Origin of the sequence: Streptomyces tanashiensis (assembly GCF_014648895.1) — a bacterium.
Lineage (GTDB): Bacteria > Actinomycetota > Actinomycetes > Streptomycetales > Streptomycetaceae > Streptomyces > Streptomyces tanashiensis.
The window spans coordinates 61,692-79,972 of the sequence record NZ_BMRZ01000001.1; the positions used below are offsets into that span (position 1 = coordinate 61,692).

The 18,281-nt window shown below is 71.9% G+C and carries 16 protein-coding genes; 2 read left to right on the forward strand and 14 right to left on the reverse strand.

Annotation, left to right across the window (positions count from 1 at the left end):
* Position 1: 1 nt before the first annotated feature.
* The 6 genes from gatC to IE237_RS00270 form a co-directional block, all read right to left on the reverse strand.
* Positions 2–298 carry an Asp-tRNA(Asn)/Glu-tRNA(Gln) amidotransferase subunit GatC gene (gene gatC, locus IE237_RS00245; RefSeq protein WP_015036350.1) on the reverse strand — a complete coding sequence of 99 codons (297 nt, stop codon included), beginning with the start codon at positions 296–298 and terminating at the stop codon, positions 2–4.
* Between the two features lie 93 nt (positions 299–391).
* Complete coding sequence (locus tag IE237_RS00250) at positions 392–2,506, reverse strand: putative bifunctional diguanylate cyclase/phosphodiesterase (protein WP_189799730.1); 2,115 nt, start codon at positions 2,504–2,506, stop codon at positions 392–394.
* Positions 2,507–2,819: 313 nt separating this feature from the next.
* On the reverse strand, positions 2,820–5,000 hold the full coding sequence (ligA, locus tag IE237_RS00255; protein WP_189799731.1) for an NAD-dependent DNA ligase LigA: 2,181 nt from the start codon (positions 4,998–5,000) through the stop codon (positions 2,820–2,822).
* A gap of 15 nt (positions 5,001–5,015) precedes the next feature.
* Positions 5,016–6,014 (reverse strand): methionine synthase, encoded by a 999-nt coding sequence (locus IE237_RS00260; RefSeq protein WP_189799732.1) that lies wholly within the window; start codon positions 6,012–6,014, stop codon positions 5,016–5,018.
* Between the two features lie 2 nt (positions 6,015–6,016).
* Positions 6,017–6,715 carry an SDR family oxidoreductase gene (locus tag IE237_RS00265; RefSeq protein ID WP_189799733.1) on the reverse strand — a complete coding sequence of 233 codons (699 nt, stop codon included), beginning with the start codon at positions 6,713–6,715 and terminating at the stop codon, positions 6,017–6,019.
* A gap of 7 nt (positions 6,716–6,722) precedes the next feature.
* Complete coding sequence (locus tag IE237_RS00270; RefSeq protein ID WP_189799734.1) at positions 6,723–7,262, reverse strand: LOG family protein; 540 nt, start codon at positions 7,260–7,262, stop codon at positions 6,723–6,725.
* Between the two features lie 78 nt (positions 7,263–7,340).
* On the opposite strand from IE237_RS00270, the gene IE237_RS00275 reads away from it, so the two are divergent.
* Positions 7,341–7,907: an alpha/beta fold hydrolase gene (locus tag IE237_RS00275; protein WP_189799735.1), complete on the forward strand. Its 567-nt coding sequence runs from the start codon at positions 7,341–7,343 to the stop codon at positions 7,905–7,907.
* 1 nt (position 7,908) lies between these two features.
* Here IE237_RS00275 and mnmA read toward each other — a convergent pair whose 3' ends face one another.
* Positions 7,909–9,042 (reverse strand): tRNA 2-thiouridine(34) synthase MnmA, encoded by a 1,134-nt coding sequence (gene mnmA / locus IE237_RS00280; protein WP_189799736.1) that lies wholly within the window; start codon positions 9,040–9,042, stop codon positions 7,909–7,911.
* 61 nt (positions 9,043–9,103) lie between these two features.
* Here mnmA and IE237_RS00285 point away from each other — a divergent pair, with 61 nt between their 5' ends.
* Positions 9,104–9,778, forward strand: coding sequence for an N-acetylmuramoyl-L-alanine amidase (locus tag IE237_RS00285; protein ID WP_189799737.1), 675 nt, complete (start codon positions 9,104–9,106; stop codon positions 9,776–9,778).
* Here IE237_RS00285 and IE237_RS00290 read toward each other — a convergent pair.
* The 7 genes from IE237_RS00290 to IE237_RS00320 form a co-directional block, all read right to left on the reverse strand.
* The gene (locus IE237_RS00290) at positions 9,771–10,934 is read right to left on the reverse strand and encodes a cysteine desulfurase family protein (protein ID WP_189799738.1); all 1,164 of its coding nucleotides are present in this window, start codon (positions 10,932–10,934) and stop codon (positions 9,771–9,773) included. The two genes, IE237_RS00285 and IE237_RS00290, sit on opposite strands and share 8 nt — an antisense overlap.
* A 173-nt stretch (positions 10,935–11,107) precedes the next feature.
* The gene (locus tag IE237_RS00295; RefSeq protein ID WP_189799739.1) at positions 11,108–11,956 is read right to left on the reverse strand and encodes a thioesterase family protein; all 849 of its coding nucleotides are present in this window, start codon (positions 11,954–11,956) and stop codon (positions 11,108–11,110) included.
* Between the two features lie 24 nt (positions 11,957–11,980).
* The gene (locus IE237_RS00300) at positions 11,981–12,658 is read right to left on the reverse strand and encodes a trimeric intracellular cation channel family protein (protein WP_189799740.1); all 678 of its coding nucleotides are present in this window, start codon (positions 12,656–12,658) and stop codon (positions 11,981–11,983) included.
* 375 nt (positions 12,659–13,033) lie between these two features.
* A complete protein-coding gene (locus IE237_RS00305) occupies positions 13,034–14,191 on the reverse strand; it encodes an ABC transporter ATP-binding protein (RefSeq protein ID WP_189799741.1) in 1,158 nt (385 codons plus the stop codon).
* A gap of 8 nt (positions 14,192–14,199) precedes the next feature.
* A complete protein-coding gene (locus IE237_RS00310; RefSeq protein ID WP_189799742.1) occupies positions 14,200–15,306 on the reverse strand; it encodes an ABC transporter ATP-binding protein in 1,107 nt (368 codons plus the stop codon).
* Positions 15,303–16,301 carry an ABC transporter permease gene (locus tag IE237_RS00315; protein WP_189799743.1) on the reverse strand — a complete coding sequence of 333 codons (999 nt, stop codon included), beginning with the start codon at positions 16,299–16,301 and terminating at the stop codon, positions 15,303–15,305. Before IE237_RS00315 ends, IE237_RS00310 begins: the two co-directional genes overlap by 4 nt.
* A 114-nt stretch (positions 16,302–16,415) precedes the next feature.
* Positions 16,416–18,182 (reverse strand): ABC transporter substrate-binding protein, encoded by a 1,767-nt coding sequence (locus IE237_RS00320; protein ID WP_189799744.1) that lies wholly within the window; start codon positions 18,180–18,182, stop codon positions 16,416–16,418.
* Between the last annotated feature and the right edge of the window lie 99 nt (positions 18,183–18,281).

Sequence of the window (18,281 nt, forward strand, 5' to 3'; positions counted from 1 at the left end):
GTTAGTCCTCCCCCAGGATCTGCGGCACCTTGAAACGCTGCTGCTCCTGGGCCGGGGCGCCGGAGAGCGCCTGCTCGGGGGTGAGCGACGGACGGACCTCGTCCGCGCGCATGACATTGGTCAGCGGCAGCGGGTGGGAGGTCGGCGGTACGTCTTGGTCGGCGACCTCGGAGACGCGGGCGACCGCGCCGATGATGTCGTCGAGCTGGCCGGCGAAGTGATCGAGTTCTTCGCCCTTCAGCTCCAGACGCGCCAGCCGTGCGAGGTGGGCGACCTCCTCGCGCGTGATGCCAGGCATGCGGATCCTCACGGGGTGAGCTTGATGGTGTCGGACCATCCTATGGCGCCGGTGCCGCTGCCCGTTAAACGGTTTGCCCCGGGCGGGGGTGGATCACTGCACGACCTGGCCCGAGGGGTGGTCCAGGTCGACCTCGGCGGCGATGTCGGCGGGACGGCGCCAGCCGTGCTCGCCGCGGGCGAGGAGCCAGGCGGTGGCCTCGCCGGGCGGCATGGCGGCGGCGACCAGCCAGCCCTGGACGGCGTCGCAGCCCAGGTCGCGCAGGCGCTCCCAGGTCTCGTCGTCCTCGACGCCCTCGGCGACGACGAGGAGCCCGAGCGAGTGGGCGAGGTCGACGGTGCAGCGGACGATCTCGGCGTCCTCGGTGTCGACCGCGAGCCGGGCCACGAACGAGCGGTCGATCTTCAGTTCGCTGACGGGCAGCCTGCGCAGATGGACGAGGGAGGAGTAGCCGGTGCCGAAGTCGTCGAGGGACATCTTGACGCCGTGGCCGGTGAGGCCGTTCAGCGTGTCGGCGGCCCGCTGGGGGTCCTCCAGGAGCACGTGCTCGGTTATCTCCAGCTGGAGGGCGCCGGCCGGGACGCCGTGGCGGGCGAGCCGGGCGGCGACGGCGCCGGCGAAGCCGGGGGTGTGGACGTCGCGGGGCGAGACGTTGACGGCGACCGGGACGTTGAGGCCCTGGGCGCGCCAGCGGGCGACCTGGGCGAGGGCGGTCTCCAGGACGTACTCGGTGAGGTGGGGCATCAGGCCCGAGGACTCGGCGATGGCGATGAACTCGTCCGGCGGCACCTTGCCGCGCTCGGGGTGGACCCAGCGGACGAGCGCCTCCAGGCCGGCGACCTGGCCGTCGAAGCGGACCTTCGGCTGGTAGTGGAGTTCGACCTCGCCGGCGTCGAGGGCGCGGCGGAGGTCGCCGAGGAGGCCGAGCCGGTCGGGCGTGTTGGAGTCGCGCTTGGACTCGTAGACCTCGACGCCGGTGCGGTCGCGCTTGGCCTGGTACATGGCGACGTCGGCCCGGCGCAGCAGGCCCTCGGCGTCGAGGGCGTGGTCGGGGAAGACGGCGACGCCGGCGCTGGCCTCCAGGACGAGGGTGAGCCCGTCGAGGTCGAGCGGCGAGGAGAGCTCGGCGACGAGGTGGCGGGCGACCCGCTGGGCGCTGGTGGTGGAGTCGGCGGTGGGCAGCAGGACGGCGAACTCGTCGCCGCCGAGCCGGGCGGCCTCGGCGCCGCGGGGCAGGGCGAGGCGGAGCCGTTCGGCGATCTGCAGGAGCAGCCGGTCGCCGGCGAGGTGCCCGAGGGTGTCGTTGACGGAGCGGAAGCGGTCCAGGTCGATCAGGACGAGGGCGGCGCGGGCTCCCTCGCCCTCGGCCTCCTCCAGGGCGTTCCAGGCCCGCTCCAGGAGCCACTGGCGGTTGGGGAGCCCGGTGAGCGGGTCGCGGAGCTGTTCCTCGGCGCGGGCGCGGGCGATCCAGAGGGTGGAGTCGAGGGCGATGAGGGGGACGGCGAAGAGCGGCAGGAGGATCGGCCGGGTGGCGGCGACGACGCAGATGAGCGGGGCGATGCCGAGGAGGGCGACGGCGACGAGGCCCTGCCGGAGGAGGGCGGTGCGGGCGATGGTGGGCAGTCCGCGGCCCTGGGGTGCGAGCGTGTACCACAGGAGGAGGCGGGTGACCACGAGGTAGGTGCCCGCGGCGAGGACGACTTCCGGGAGGTCCCCGATCGTCCAGTCGAGGGGCCGCCAGGGCTGTTCGACCGTCGGTACGTCTCCGAAGGCGGCGAGGACGAGGGCGGCGGCGCCGACCCCGAGGATGTCGGCGGCGCCGTGCTGCAGGCCCTGGCGCCAGCGGTGCCGGCGGGCGGCGCCGACGAGGGCGACGACGGTGAGCGAGACGAGTCCCGCGGGCACCCAGCCGTACAGCAGGAGGACGGCGAGGGTGAGGGCGGCGCCGGAGCCGGTGCCGCCCCACCAGCGGTCCCGGCCGAGGGCGACCAGGTGGCCGACGATGAGGCCGGTGAGGACGGCGAGGGACCAGCCGGCGACGCCGCCTGGGAAGAGTCCGTGGCCGGCGCCGATGGCTCGCTGGAGCCCGGCGACGAGCACGACGGCGGCGATGCCCACCACGGCTGCGGGCAGCCGGGAGGGGAAGCCCAGGGGGACCACACGGCCGTGCGGCCGTGGGACCCTGGCGGCGCTCTCGGTCGGTTCCATTCCCGTCCCTCTCACAGGCGGCGGTGCCGTCGGTGTGCGATGGGCCGCGCTGACGCGGCCGTTCGTCGTCCGGCCCGTCGTCCGGCGTGCGGCCGCCGACGGGCGGCCGCTCCCGGTGTCACGGGGCCGTTGTCCTGACGCCACGCCGGCAGAGCCCTCGCGCGGGCGTGCAGGACTGGACGCACGGTCACCACACTAGGCCGCCGAGGGCTCCGACGGGCAGCGCTCTCCCTCTCTTGCCCGAATGCGACCTGGCCACCCGTAACGATCTGGTATGCGCCGAACGGGTGAGCTTCCGACGGGTGTCCGGGGGCTACTCGGCGACGGGCACCGCGGCCTCCCGAGCTGCGTCGGGCCCCTGTTCGAGCAGGACGGAGAAGCCTTCCTCGTCCAGAACCGGAACCTTCAGCTGCATCGCCTTGTCGTACTTCGAACCAGGGTTTTCACCCACCACGACGAAGGCGGTCTTCTTCGAAACGGAACCGGTCACCTTCGCTCCGAGCCGCTGGAGCGACTCTTTTGCGCCATCCCTGGTGAACTTCTCCAGGGTGCCGGTCACCACGACCGTCAGACCTTCCAGCGGACGCGGGCCCTCGTCCTCTCCGGCCCCCTCGTCCTCCAGGCTGACCCCCGCGGCGCGCCACTTGCGCACGATCTCGCGGTGCCACTCCTCCGAGAACCACTGCTTCACGGCGGCCGCGATGATGCCGCCGACCCCGTCGACGGCCGCCAGCTCCTCCTCGCTCGCCTGCTCGATCCGCTCCAGGGAGCGGAACTCGCGGGCCAGCGCCTCGGCCGCGACCGGCCCCACGTGCCGGATGGAGAGCCCGTTGATGAAGCGGGCGAGCGGGCGGGTCCTCGCCGCCGCGATGTTCTCCAGCATGGCGAGCGCGTTCTTCTTCGGCTCGCCCTTCTGGTTGGCGAAGACCGTGACGATCTTCTCCTCGCCGGTCTTCGGGTCGCGCCTCGGCAGTCCGCTGTCCGGGTCGAGCACGTACGCCTTGATCGGGAGGAGCTGCTCGATGGTGAGGTCGAAGAGGTCGCCCTCGTCCGCGAGCGGCGGCTCGGACGGCTCCAGGGGCCGGGTCAGCGCCGCCGCCGCCACCGCGCCGAAGTTCTCGATGTCCAGGCACTGGCGCCCGGCGAGGAAGAAGAGACGTTCACGCAGCTGGGCCGGGCACGTCCGGGCGTTCGGGCAGCGGAGGTCGATGTCGCCCTCCTTCATCGCCTTCAGCGGCGTCCCGCACTCCGGGCACTCGGCGGGCATCACGAACTCCCGCTCGGTGCCGTCCCGCAGGTCGGCGACCGGACCGAGGATCTCCGGGATGACGTCGCCGGCCTTGCGCAGCACGACCGTGTCGCCGATCAGGACGCCCTTGGCCTTCACCACCTCCTGGTTGTGGAGGGTGGCGAACTCGACCTCGGAGCCGGCCACGGTCACCGGCTCGACCTGCGCGTACGGGGTGACGCGTCCGGTCCTGCCGACGCCGACCTTGATGTCGACCAGCCTGGTGTTGACCTCCTCCGGCGCGTACTTCCAGGCGATCGCCCAGCGCGGGGCGCGCGCGGTGGAGCCGAGCCGGCCCTGGAGGGGGATCTCGTCGAGCTTGACGACGACCCCGTCGATCTCGTGCTCCACGGAGTGACGGTTCTCCCCGAAGTACGCGATGAACTCGCGGACGCCGTCGAGCGAGTCCACCACCCGGTTGTGCCGGGCGGTGGGCAGGCCCCACTCGTGGAGCAGCTCGTACGTCTGCGAGAGGCGGGAGATGTCGAAGCCCTCACGGGCGCCGATGCCGTGCACCACCATGTGGAGCGGGCGGGAGGCGGTGACCTTCGGGTCCTTCTGCCGGAGCGAACCCGCGGCCGCGTTGCGCGGATTGGCGAAGGGCTTGTCACCGGCCTCCACCAGACGGGCGTTGAGCCCCTCGAAGGCCTCCATCGGGAAGTAGACCTCGCCGCGGATCTCCACCAGGTCGGGGACGCGGTCGCCCTTGAGGCGCTCGGGGATGTCGGCGATCGTCCGGACGTTGGGCGTGATGTCCTCGCCGGTGCGGCCGTCGCCGCGGGTGGCGGCGCGGGTCAGCCGCCCGTGCTCGTAGGTGAGGTTGACCGCGAGGCCGTCGACCTTCAGCTCGCACAGGTAGTGGTAGTCGGGCGTGCCGACGTCCCGTGCGACGCGCTCGGCCCAGGTGGCCAGCTCCTCGTCGTCGAAGGCGTTGTCCAGGGAGAGCATGCGCTCCCGGTGCTCGACGGAGGTGAACTCCGTCTCGTACTGCCCCGCGACCTTCTGGGTCGGCGAGTCCGGTGTCCGCAGCTCCGGGTACTCCTCCTCCAGCGCTTCGAGCGCGCGCAGGAGCTTGTCGAAGTCGCCGTCGCTGATGACCGGCTGGTCCTTCACGTAGTACCGGAAGCGGTGCTCCTCGACCTGCTCGGCCAGCTCGGCGTGCTTCTCCCGTGCCTCGGCGGGCAGGGCCCCCTGTTCGACTGCCACCGTTTCGTCCTCCCGTTACTCAGGGTTGTCCGCGAGCGACCGTGCCGCTCTGACGCAGTGGGCGAGCGCCGCCCGGGCATAGGCGGGCGAAGCACCCGCGAGACCGCACGAGGGCGTGACCACGACGGACTCCGCGAGAGTCCCCGGATTCAGCCCCAGCCTGCGCCACAGCGTCCTGACACCCATGACGCTACCGCCCGGGTCCGACAATGCCGTGTCGGTGGACGGCACCACACCGGCGAAGAGCTTCGTCCCGGCCTCCACGGCCTCGCCGATCGGCTCCTCGTCACGTTCGGTGAGGAGCGAGAAATCGAACGAGACGCCCGCCGCCCCGGCGCGCCGCAGCAGCGCGAAGGGGACGTCGGGGGCGCAGGAGTGGACGACGACCGGCCCGTCGTGGACGGCCATGACGTCCCGGAGGGCGCTCTCCACGACCTGCCGGTCGACGGCCCGGTGGGTGCGGTAGCCGCTGGCGGTACGGACGTGGCCGCGCAGCACGGCGGTGAGCGAGGGCTCGTCGAGCTGGAGGACCGGCTGCGCGCCGGGGACCCGCTTGCGCAGCTCCGCCAGGTGCGCGCGGAGGCCCTCGGCGAGGGAGCCGGCCAGGTCGCGGCAGGCTCCGGCGTCGCCGAGTGCGGCCTCGCCGCCGCGCAGCTCCAGGGCGGCGGCGAGCGTCCACGGGCCCACGGCCTGGACCTTGAGGGGGCCCTCGTACCCCTGGGTGAACTCCTCCAGGGCGTCGAGGTCCTCGCCGAGCCAGGAGCGGGCCCGCTTGGTGTCGCGGCCGGGCCGGTCGCTGATCCGCCAGCCGCTGGGCTCCACGTGCGCGTAGAGGTCGACGAGCATCCCGATCGTCCGGCCGATCATGTCGGCGCCGGGGCCGCGCGCGGGCAGTTCCGCGAGGAACGGGAAGTCCTCGAAGGATCCCGTGACGGTCTTCGCCGCCTCGCGCGCGTCGCCGCCGGGCAGGGACCCGACGCCGGTGGCCGGGCCCCAGAGGTTCGTGTCGCCCATGTCTACCGCCCCGGGCGCACGGTGAGGTCGTTGATCTCCGCGTCGCGCGGCAGGTCGATCGCGGTGAGGATCGCCGTCGCGACCGACTCGGGATCGATCCAGCGGGAGGCGTCGTACTCCTTGCCCTCCTGCTGGTGGACCTTCGCCTGCATGGGGCTGGCGGTGCGGCCCGGGTAGACCGAGGTCACCCGCACCCCGTTGGCGTGCTCCTCGTGGCGCAGGGAGTCCGCGAGGGCCTTGAGGCCGTGCTTGGAGGCGGCGTACGCGCCCCACTCGGCGTGCGCGTTGAGCCCGGCGCCCGAGTTCACGAAGACGACGTGGCCCTGGGAGACCCGCAGCTGGGGCAGGAAGTGGCGGGTCAGCTCGGCCGGGGCGACCAGGTTGACGTTCAGCTGGTGGTGCCAGGTCTTCGGGGTGAGCTCCCCGATCGGGCCGAGGTCGACGACGCCCGCGATGTGCAGCAGGCTGTCGACCCGGTCGGGGAGGCTCTGGTGCGAGAAGGCCCAGGACAGCCGGTCCGGGTCGGCGAGGTCCCCGACGAGGGTCCGCGCGCCGGGGAACAGCGCCGCGAGCTCCTTGGCCCGGCCCGCGTCGCGCGCGTGGAGCACGAGTTCGTCCCCGCGCGCGTGGAGGCGGCGCGCGACGGCCGCGCCGATGCCGGAACCCGCTCCGGTGATCACATGTGTAGCCATGGGCACCATGCTCGCATCAGCGGGAGGCGATCTCCGCCTCCAGGTGCGCGAGGGCCGACGGGCCGTCGTCCGCGAAGAAGACGAGGTCGGTGAGGGGGATCGGGAGGAAGCCCTCCTCCTCCATGCGGTGGAACTGGGCCTTCAGTCCGTCGTAGAAACCGGCCGTGTTGAGGAGGACGACGGGCTTGGCGTGCTTGCCGTGCTTCTTCAGCTCCAAAATCTCGGTGGCCTCGTCGAGGGTGCCCGTGCCGCCGACCATGACCACGACCGCGTCGGACTTGGCGAGGAGCAGCGCCTTGCGCTCGGCCAGGTCCCCGGCGACGACCATCTCGTCGGCGTTCTCGCGGGCCTTGTGGGCGAGGAAGTCGACGGAGACGCCGACGAGCCGGCCGCCCGCCTCCTGGACGCCGTCCGCGACGACCTTCATGAGGCCGGTGTCGGAGCCGCCCCAGACGAGGGTGTGACCGGCCTTGCCGAGCAGGCCGGCGAACTCGCGGGCCGGGGCGGTGTACCGCTCGTCGAGGTCGGCGGCGGAGAGGAAGACGCAGATGTTCATGGCCTCCACCGTAGGGGGTCGCGGAAGAAGTCCGGCGGGCGGCGATGAGTTCCGGCGACGGCCCCGGTCTGCCCTGCCATGGACGAGGTGAGCACCATCCCGGGCGGTGTCCGGGGCCGGGTCGTGTCGCGGGACGGCACGGAGATCGCGTACGAGCGCTACGGGGACGGCCGTCCCCTCGTGCTGGTGGGAGGCGCGGACGGCGGCGCGGGGCGGGCGCTCGCCGGGCTGCTCGCCCGGCGCTTCTCCGTCGTGACCTACGAGCGGCGCGGGGTAGCCGCGGTGGAGCGGGAGATCGAGGACCTGGCGGCGGTCCTGGAGGCGGCGGGCCCGGGGGCCGCCGTGCACGGCACGGAGACGGGCAGTGTCCTCGCGCTCGCGGGGGCGGCGGCCGGGCTGCCGGTGGACGCGGTGTCGGTGTACGAGCCGGAGCCGCTCGCGGACGGGCTCGTCCGGGCGGTCCACGCGCGCGTGCTGGTCGTCGACGGGGGCGCGAGCCCGGCGGCGACCCGGCAGGCGGCACGCGCGCTGACGGCGGCCCTCCCCCGGGCCCGGCACCGCACCCTGACGGGCCAGACGCACGAGGTGGCCCCGCACGTGCTGGCCCCGGTCCTGGCGGAGTTCCTGGACGAACCGGTCCCGTGACTCAGGCGGTGGCCGTCGCGGCGGTGCGCCGGGTGGTCGCCGCGATCGTCGCCGAGCCCACCACGCGCGTGCCGTCGTACAGCACGATCGCCTGGCCGGGGGCGACGCCGCGGACGGGCTCGTCGAAGGAGACCGTCAGCTCGCCGTCCTCCAGGGCCGCGCTCACGGGCGTCTCGCCGCCGTGGGCGCGGAGCTGGGCGGTGTAGCGGCCGGGTCCCTCGGGGGCGGTGCCGCACCAGCGGGGCTTGATGGCGGTGAGGGCGGTGACGTCGAGGGCCTCGGCGGGGCCGACGGTCACGGTGTTGTTCACGGGCGAGATGTCGAGGACGTAGCGGGGCTTGCCGTCCGCGGCCGGGTGGCCGATCCGCAGGCCCTTGCGCTGGCCGATGGTGAAGCCGTACGCGCCCTCGTGGCTGCCGACCTTCGTGCCGGACTCGTCGACGATGTCGCCCTCGGCCTTGCCCAGCCGGGCGGCGAGGAAGCCCTGGGTGTCGCCGTCGGCGATGAAGCAGATGTCGTGGCTGTCGGGCTTCTTCGCGACCGCGAGCCCGCGCCGCTCGGCCTCCGCCCGGATCTCGTCCTTGGTGGTGAGGGTGTCGCCGAGCGGGAACATCGCGTGGGCGAGCTGCTTCTCGTCGAGCACGCCGAGGACGTACGACTGGTCCTTGGCCATGTCGGAGGCCCGGTGCAGCTCGCGGGTGCCGTCCTCGTTCAGGACGACGGTCGCGTAGTGGCCGGTGCAGACGGCGTCGAAGCCGAGGGCGAGGGCCTTGTCGAGGAGCGCCGCGAACTTGATCTTCTCGTTGCAGCGCAGGCACGGGTTGGGGGTGCGGCCGGCCTCGTACTCCGCGACGAAGTCGTCGACGACGTCCTCGCGGAACCGCTCGGCGAGGTCCCACACGTAGAAGGGGATGCCGATGACGTCGGCCGCCCGGCGCGCGTCGCGCGAGTCCTCGATCGTGCAGCAGCCGCGTGCTCCGGTGCGGAAGGACTGCGGGTTCGCGGAGAGGGCCAGGTGCACGCCGGTGACGTCGTGACCGGCTTCGGCCGCGCGGGCGGCGGCGACGGCGGAGTCCACTCCGCCCGACATGGCGGCGAGGACGCGGAGGGGGCGCTGGGGCGGAGTCTGAGTCATAGCCCTACCAGGGTACGGGGCGCCGGGAACCGCGGTCGCGGTAGTAAGCGTTCTCCCGGGCATGGGGAGCGACTCGAAGGGCACGGGGACCGGGGCGGGCGGGCGGCGCGTGGGGCGGCGGGCCGTGCTGATCGGCGGCACGGCCGCCGCCGTGGGCACGGTCGCGCTGGCCCGGGACGAGCTGGCGCGCCTCTGGTGGCGCCTGCCGGGGATGGAGAAGAAGCGGGTCGAGGGGGAGCTGGACCACAAGGGCGCCGAGTGGACGTCGGCGGCGCGGGCGAACTGGCGGCGGGCCGACCGGCCGGACGACTACACGATCGACCGTGTGGTGATCCATGTCGTCCAGGGGAGCTACGCGACCGCCCTGAAGGTCTTCAAGGATCCGGGACACGGGGCCGCCGCGCACTACGTGGTCCGCAAGGACGGTCATGTGGCGCAGATGATCCGCGAGCTCGACGTGGCCTTCCACGCCGGGAACCGCGACATGAACGAGCGGAGCATCGGCATCGAGCACGAGGGCTTCGTCGACCGGCCGCGGGACTTCACGAAGGCGATGTACGAGGGGTCGGCGCGGCTCACGGCCGACATATGCGCCCGGTACGGGATACCCGTGGACCGGGAGCACATCATCGGGCACGTCGAGGTCGAGGGAACCGACCACACCGATCCCGGTCCGCACTGGGACTGGGACCGGTATCTGGAGCTGGTGCGGAGGGCGCGCTCGCGGCTCAGCTGAGGCCGGCGGTGCGGGCCCGTTCGACGGCGGGTCCGATCGCCCCGGCGACCGCCGCCACGTCCTCCTTGGTGGAGGTGTGGCCGAGGGAGAAGCGCAGGGTGCCCCGGGCGAGGTCCGGGTCGGTTCCGGTGGCGAGCAGGACGTGGCTGGGCTGGGCGATGCCGGCGGTGCAGGCGGAGCCGGTGGAGCAGGCGATGCCGGCCGCGTCGAGGAGCAGGAGCAGGGAGTCGCCCTCGCAGCCGGGGAAGGTGAAGTGGGCGTTGGCGGGGAGCCGGTCGACCGGGTCGCCGCCGAGGATCGCGTCGGGCACGAGCGCGCGGACGGAGGTGACGAGTTCGTCGCGCAGGGTGCCGACCTCGCGGGCGAACTCCTCCTGCCGCTCGGCGGAGAGCCGGGCGGCGACGGCGAAGGCGGCGACGGCGGGCACGTCGAGGGTGCCGGAGCGGACGTGCCGCTCCTGGCCGCCGCCGTGCAGGACGGGGACGGGGGTGTGCTCGCGGCCGAGGAGGAGGGCTCCGATGCCGTACGGGCCGCCGATCTTGTGGCCGGAGACCGTCATCGCGGCGAGCCCGGAGGCGGCGAAGTCGACCGGTACCTGACCCACGGCCTGGACGGCGTCGGCGTGCAGGGGGACGCCGAACTCGGCGGCGACGTCGGCGAGTTCCCGGACCGGCATGATCGTGCCGATCTCGTTGTTCGCCCACATGACGGTGGCCAGGGCGACGGATCCCGGGTCGCGGGCGATCACCTCGCGCAGCGCCTCGGGATGGACGCGGCCGTGGGCGTCGACGGGCAGGTACTCGACGGTGGCGCCCTCGTGCGTGGCGAGCCAGTCGACGGCGTCGAGGACGGCGTGGTGCTCGACCGGGCTGGCCAGGACGCGGGTGCGGCGGGGGTCGGCGTCGCGCCGGGCCCAGTACAGGCCCTTCACGGCGAGGTTGTCGGCCTCGGTGCCGCCGGAGGTGAAGACGACCTCGCTCGGCCGCGCGCCGAGCGCGGCGGCGAGCGTCTCGCGTCCTTCCTCGACGGTCCGCCGGGCGCGCCGTCCGGCGGCGTGCAGGGAGGAGGCGTTGCCCGTGACGGCGAGGTGGGCGGTCATCGCCTCGATCGCCTCGGGCAGCATGGGCGTGGTCGCGGCGTGGTCGAGGTAAGCCATGGTGGGTCGATTCTACGAGCCCACCCACCGGCTCCCGGCGCCCGGCCTGTTTACGCCGGGCGCCGACGGCGGTTCTCAGCCGCGTCGCCCGGGGTCGGAGTTCGGCCACGCGGGGCGCTGCCCGGGGCGCGCGGGGTCCGGTCGCGCGGGGCGCGGGGCGGTTCGCGCGGGGTTCAGTCGCGCGGGGCGCGGGCCAGCTGGCGGGACTGGGCGACCAGGCGGCCGGCGCTGTCCCACACCTCGGCGTCCTCCTCCAGGAAGCCGCCGGCGAGGTTCCGGGTGGTGATCGAGATCCGCAGCGGGCCGGGCGCCGGGCGGCAGCGCACGTGGGTGGTGAGCTCCACGGTCGGGGTCCAGCCCTTGAGGCCCAGCTCGAAGGAGGTCGGCGGCAGGGCGTCTACCGCGAGGAGCAGGGACAGGGCGTCGGGCTCGCGGCCGTCGGCGAGGCCGAACCAGGCGCGCATCTCGCCCTTGCCGGAGGGGGCGCCGACCGCCCAGCCCACGCAGGCGGGGTCGAGCCGGAGGTCGAGCCGGTCGGCGATCGCGGAGGAACCGGGGATCCGCGGGGCCGGGTTGTCGGCGGCGCTGAAGCAGTTCTCGATCGGGGCCATCGCCGGGGGCGTCGCGACGGTGCGGACGTCGTCGGGGAGGGCGTCGAGGGATCCGTACGAGGCGAGGACGCGGATGCGCTCGACCTCGGTTCCGTCCTCGGTGAACTGGAAGAGCGAGGCCTGGCCGGTGGAGAGGGTCCGGCCGGTGCGGACGGTCTCCGTACGGATCACCGCGGGGCCCGGCACGGAGGGCGTGAGGTAGTGCGCCGAGATCGTGAACGGGTCCGGGTGCGGGAGGTGGTCGCCGAGGGCGCGGCCGAGCAGGGCGAGGAGGTAGCCGCCGTTGACGGCCTGGATGATCGTCCAGCCGGCGGAGAGGTCGGCGTCGTAGACGCCGGGCTCCCGGAGGGTGATCGCGGTGTCGCGGTCGAACTCGCTCGTGACGGTGGCGGTCTCGGTGCTCGTGCTCATGGATCCGACGGTACCGCAGGGTAGCTACTGAGCGGTAGCTTTTTCCGGCTCCTCGCGGGCGGAGGAACGGCGGTTCCAGGCACGGGGCGCGCGCCAGTGGTAGCGCATCGCGAAGAGGCGGAGCACGAAGGCGGTCAGGACGGCGGTGCCGCTCGTGAACGCGTTGAGCGTGTCGAACCGGATGCACAGCACGACCATCGTCGCGCCCACGATCGCCGGGACGGCGTACAGGTCCCGGTCCCAGCGCAGCAGCGACGGCACCTCGTTGGCGAGCACGTCCCGCAGCACGCCGCCGCCGACGGCGGTCGCGAGACCGAGCGCGGCGGAGGAGGTGAGGCCGAGGCCGTAGTCGTACGCCTTGATGGTGCCGGTCACGCAGAAGAGCCCCAGACCGGCCGCGTCGAAGACGTTCACCGCGGTCTGGGTGCGCTCGACCTCCGGGTGCAGGAAGAAGACGAGGACCGCAGCGACCAGCGGCATCAGGAAGTAGCCGAGATCGGTGAAGGCGGCGGGCGGTACGGCGCCGATGATCAGGTCGCGGAGGAGACCGCCGCCGAGGGCGGTGACCTCGGCGAGGACGGCGATGCCGAAGACGTCGAAGTTCTTGCGGACGGCGAGGAGGGCGCCGGAGATGGCGAAGACGAAGATGCCGACGAGATCGAGGGCGTGTTGGACGGAGGGGGTGAACAATTCGTGGAGCACGGGGCCATTGTCCCGGTTGCCCGGGGTGCCGTGGCCGGGCGGTGCCCGGCTGCCGTGTGGGCAGGCGTCCCGCGGGGCGGTGCCCCTCGCGGGGGCCGCGCCCGGGACGGCGCCTCAGCGGCGCCTCCGCGTTCCGCGCCCTGGACCCGCACCACGAGCTTGGTGCGCGAGGTACGGGTCAGGGCGCGTAAGCCTTCGGCGCCGGCAAGGGCGCCGTTCCGTTGTGCCCACCCTCCCCCAAGCTCTCGGCTTCGCTCGAGCAGGGGGGACCCCCATCGCCCTGGGGGCACCTCCCGGACGAAGCCTGGGGGAGGAACGCATGCCCACAACAGGCGGAGCGCCTGCCCACAACGGGATGGGCAGGCGCTCCGGGGGTCACTCCTTGGGCGCGTCGCCCTCGGCCGCGGCCTCCGGCTCAGCCGGGGTCGGGGCCTCCGCCTCGGCCGGCTCGGCCGCCTCCGGCTTCGACGGCTCCGGCTTCGGTTCCGTCGGCTGCGGGGCCTTCGTGATCGTGACGTCCACCGATTCGCGGGCGGCCGGGATCGTCACGCCCTCCGCGTTCTCCGGGTGGTGGCAGGCCACGCGCTGGCCCGGGCGGAGCTCCAGGAGCGGGGGCTCCTGGGTCTTGCACAGGTCCGTGGCCTTCCAGCAGCGGGTGTGGAAGCGGCAGCCCGGCGGCGGGGCGATCGGCGACGGGACGTCGCCCTTCAGCAGGATGCGGTCGCTCTTGGCTCCCCGGCGGCGCGGGTCCGGGATCGGGACCGCGGACATCAGGGCCCTGGTGTACGGGTGCATCGGGGACTCGTAGAGCGACTTGCGGTCCGCGAGTTCGACGATCTTGCCCAGGTACATCACCGCGATGCGGTCCGACACGTGGCGGATCACGGAGAGGTCGTGGGCGATGATCACGTACGTGAGGCCGAGCTCCTGCTGGAGGTCGTCCAGGAGGTTGACCACCTGGGCCTGGATGGAGACGTCCAGGGCCGAGACGGGCTCGTCCGCGACGACCAGCTTCGGCTTCAGGGCCAGGGCACGGGCGATGCCGATGCGCTGGCGCTGGCCGCCGGAGAACTCGTGCGGGTAGCGGTTGTAGTGCTCGGGGTTGAGGCCGACCAGACCGAGCAGGCGCTGGACCTCCTTCTTCACGCCGCCCTCGGGCTCGACGCCCTGGAGCTTGAAGGGGGCCGAGACGATCGTGCCGACCGTGTGGCGCGGGTTCAGCGAGCCGTACGGGTCCTGGAAGATCATCTGGATGTCCCGGCGGAGCGGGCGCATGCCCGAGACGCCGAGGTGCGAGATGTCCGTGCCCTGGAACTCGACGGTGCCGTCGGTCGGTTCGAGGAGCCGGGTGATGAGCCGGCCCATCGTGGACTTGCCGCAGCCGGACTCGCCGACGACGCCGAGGGTCTCACCGGGGTAGACCTCGAAGTCGAGGCCGTCGACCGCCTTGACCGCACCGGTCTGGCGCTGGAGCAGCCCCTTCTTGATGGGGAAGTGCTTCTTCAGGCCGTTGACCTTGAGCAGAGGCTCCATGTTGTCGCTCACAGTTTCGGCGCAATCTCTTCGGTCCAGATGCGGGTCCGCTCCTCCTGCGGCATGTGGCACGCCGAGAAGTGGCGGTCCCCGGCCGGCGCCAGCTCCGGCCGCTGGGTGCGCGTGATGCCGCCCTTGGGGACGTCCGCGTACGGGCAGCGGGGGTTGAAGGCGCAGCCGCTCGGGATGTTGATGAGGCTGGGCGGGTTGCCCTTGACCGGGATGAGCCGCTCGGTCTGATCGCGGTCGATCCTCGGCATCGAGCCGAGCAGGCCCCAGGTGTAGGGGTGCTGCGGCTCGTAGAAGACGGACTCGGCCGGTCCGCGCTCGACGCAGCGACCGCCGTACATGACGAGGATGTCGTCGGCGAGCTCGGCGACGACGCCGAGGTCGTGGGTGATGATGACGACCGCCGAGCCGAACTCCTTCTGGAGGTCCCGCATCAGGTCGAGGATCTGGGCCTGCACGGTGACGTCGAGCGCGGTGGTCGGCTCGTCGGCGATGAGCAGTTCGGGGTTGTTGACGAGCGCCATGGCGATCATCGCGCGCTGGCGCATGCCGCCGGAGAACTCGTGCGGGTAGTTCTCGAACCGCTTGGCGGGCTCGGGGATGCCGACCCGGTCGAGGAGTTCGACGGCCCGCTTGCGCGCCGTCTTCTTGTCGACGTCGTTGTGGATGCGGTACGCCTCGACGATCTGGTTGCCGACCGAGTAGTACGGGTGCATCGCGGACAGCGGGTCCTGGAAGATCATCGCCATCTCGCGGCCGCGCATCCGGCGGACCTCGTCCGGGTCGGCGGAGAGCAGCTCGCGGCCGTTGAGCCAGATCTCGCCGGAGATCTTCGCCTTCTGCCGGCCGTACTGGCCGACCGTGTGCAGGCCCATGATGCCGAGCGAGGTGACCGACTTGCCGGAGCCGGACTCGCCCACGATGCCGAGGGTCTTGCCCTTCTCCAGCTGGAAGCTGAGGCCGTCGACCGACTTCACGAGACCGTCGTCGGTCGGGAAGTGGATCTTCAGGTCGCGTACGTCGAGGAAGGCGTCGGACGGGGCGGACTTCCCGGTGTCGACGGGCTCTCCCACGGCCGCGCCCGTCTTCGTCAGCTTGTCCGTCATGCGAGCCTCACTCGGGGGTCGATCACCGCGTACAGCAGGTCCACCACGAGGTTCGCGATGACGACGCAGGCGGCGGTGATGAGGGTGACGGCCAGGATCAGCGGCAGGTCACGCTCGCTCACGCCCTTGATGGCGAGGCCGCCGAGGCCGTGGAGGCTGAACGCGGTCTCGGTCAGGATCGCGCCGCCGATGAGGGCGCCGAGGTCCATGCCGAAGATGGTCAGGATGGGGGTCATGGTGGAGCGCATGGCGTGCTTGCCGAGCACGACCGGCTCCGGCAGACCCTTGGCCCGCGCGGTGCGGATGTAGTCCTCGCCGAGGACCTCCAGCATGGTGGCGCGGGTGAGTCGCGCGTACATCGCCGCGTACAGGAAGGCGAGGGTGACCCAGGGAAGGAGCAGTCCGCCGAACCAGCCGCCGAAGGACTCGGTGATCGGCACGTACGAGGCGTCGACCCAGTGGAGCTGGGTGCGGAAGACGAGCATCGCCAGCATGGCGGTGAAGAAGATGGGGAGCGAGACACCGGCGAGCGCGGTGATCATCGCGGCGCGGTCGATGACCGTGCCCCGCTTGAGCGCGGAGACCACGCCCGTGGACACGCCGAGGACCAGCCACAGCACGGCGGCGCCGACGACCATGGAGAGGGTGACCGGGAAGGCGTCGACCAGCATGGTCCAGACGTCCTGCTCGGTACGGAACGAGTAGCCGAAGCAGGGCGCGGCACAGTGGATCGTGTCGCCGCCGCCGGTGTAGTCCCGGCCGACGAAGATGCCCGAGACGAAGTGCCAGAACTGCACCAGGATCGGCTCGTCCAGGCCCAGCTTCTGCCGGATGGCCTCGATGGAAGCCGGATCCGCCTGCTTGCCGACGAACATCGCGGCAGGATCGCTGCCGGTCATCTTGGGGATGAGGAAGAAGATGCTGAGCGTCACCAGAGTGACGACGAGCAGCATCACGACGACTGCGAAGAGCCGTCGGATTATGTATGCAAGCATGCGGTCGGCCGGTCGGCGGCCGGGGAACCCGATCGGGTTCCCCGGCCGCCGCCAACGGCCATCACCTGCCCTTCGGACCTGGCGGCGGGTGGTGCGCCGGTGAAGCGGGTCGGATTACTTGACGACGCCGAGCGACGCGTAGTCGTAGCGGCCGTTGTAGGCGTCCGCCGTGTAGACGTTGGTCAGCCGGGAGCTGCGCCAGATGATGTTCTTCTCGTGGGTGAAGGGCAGGTAGACCGCGGCCTCCGAGACCTTCGTGTTGATCTGCTTGTAGAGCTCGCCGGCCTTGGTCGGGTCGGTCTCCTTCAGCGCCTGGTCGAACAGACCGTTGACGGCCTTGTCGTTCAGCTCCGAGAAGTTGTTGTTACCGCTCTGGAGGATGAAGCGGCCGTCGACCAGCGGCTGCAGGAAGCCCTGACCGGTCGGGAAGTCGGCGCCCCAGCCCATGATGATGATGCCGTAGCCCTTCTCCTTGACCACCTTCGGCGAACCGATGATGCCGGAGGTCTGGGCGCCGTCGAACTGGTCGATCTGGGCGTCGATGCCGACGGCCTTCAGCGACTGCTGGAGGGACTCGGCGGTCGCGATCTCGATCTTCTTGTTGTTGCGGACCGCGATCGTGGTCTTGAAGCCGTCCGGCTTACCGCACTTCTTCAGCGCCTCCTTGGCCTTGGCCAGGTCCGGGGCGCCGGCGAGCTTGCCGTACGGGTCGTACTTGGCGTCGGCACCCTTGAGCGCCGGCGGCAGCATGTTGGAGGCGATGTCGCCACCGGCCTGCGGGCCACCACGGGCGGTCTGCAGGGACTTCGAGTCGGCGGCGTAGATGATCGCCTTGCGGCACTCGATGTTGGGGATCACCGTCTGCGGGAAGACCGCGTAGCGGATGAAGCCCGTCTGCGGGTTGTCGACGTTGTCCTTGTGCTGCTGGAGCACCTTCTGGCGCGCGGCGGCGCCGACACCCGTCGCGTTGATGTCGAGGTCGTACTCGCCCTCGACCAGGCGGTTGTCCATGTCGTCGGCGTTCGTGGTGAACGTGACGCTGATCCTGTCCGGCAGGGCCTTGCGGACGGTGTCCGTCTTGGCGTCCCACTTGTCGTTGCGGACGAGCTTGATGGACTTGTTGGGGGTGTACGACTCCCACTTGTACGGGCCGGAGGAGAAGGGCTTCAGGCCGTACTTGGCCTTGGTGTCCTTGTCCTGGCGGACCGGGGAGGCGGCGGGCATGGCCAGCATCTGCAGGAAGTCACCGTTGGCGACCGGCAGCTTGAAGATGATGGTCTTGTCGTCCGGGGTCTCGATCGCCTTCAGGCCGAGCTTGTCCGCGGCGGTGTCCTTGTACGGACCCTTGTACTCGCCCTTGGGGTCGAGGACCTGCTGCAGGTAGATCGGGCCGCCGGAGATGACGTCCTGCGCCCAGATGCGCTCGATGCCGTACTTGATGTCCTTGGAGGTGATCGGCTTGCCGTCCTCCCAGGTGATCCCGTCCTTCAGCGTGAAGGTGTAGGTGAGGCCGTCGTCCGAGACCTTGCCGGCGTCGGTGGCGAGGTCCGGGACCAGCTCGGTGGAGGCGGCGCCCGGCTCGGCCTTGAAGGTGACGAGCTGGCGGGTGTAGTAGCGGGCGAAGTCCCACACGAAGCCGTAGTAGCCGCGCTGCGGGTCCCAGTTGTCGGCCTCCTGCGAGCCGATGAACTTCAGCTCGCCGCCCTTCTTGTCGGAGGCGTTGGCGACCTTGTTCACGGCGGCGTTGAAGCCGGCCGCGCCCGCCTTGCCCTTGCCGCCACCGTTGTCGCCGCTGCCGCCGCCACAGGCGGTGGTGACGACCATCGTGGCCGCGGCAAGCAGCGCGCCCGCGGCGATTCTGCGCTGAGAGCTCTTCAGCATGGGTCCAGCAACCTCCGGGATAGTGGCGGCCGTTACGGCGGTCCGCCGATTGGGGATGGGCCTCCTGTCGCCAGCGGCAGGGGCGGGTCTTGCGTGTCG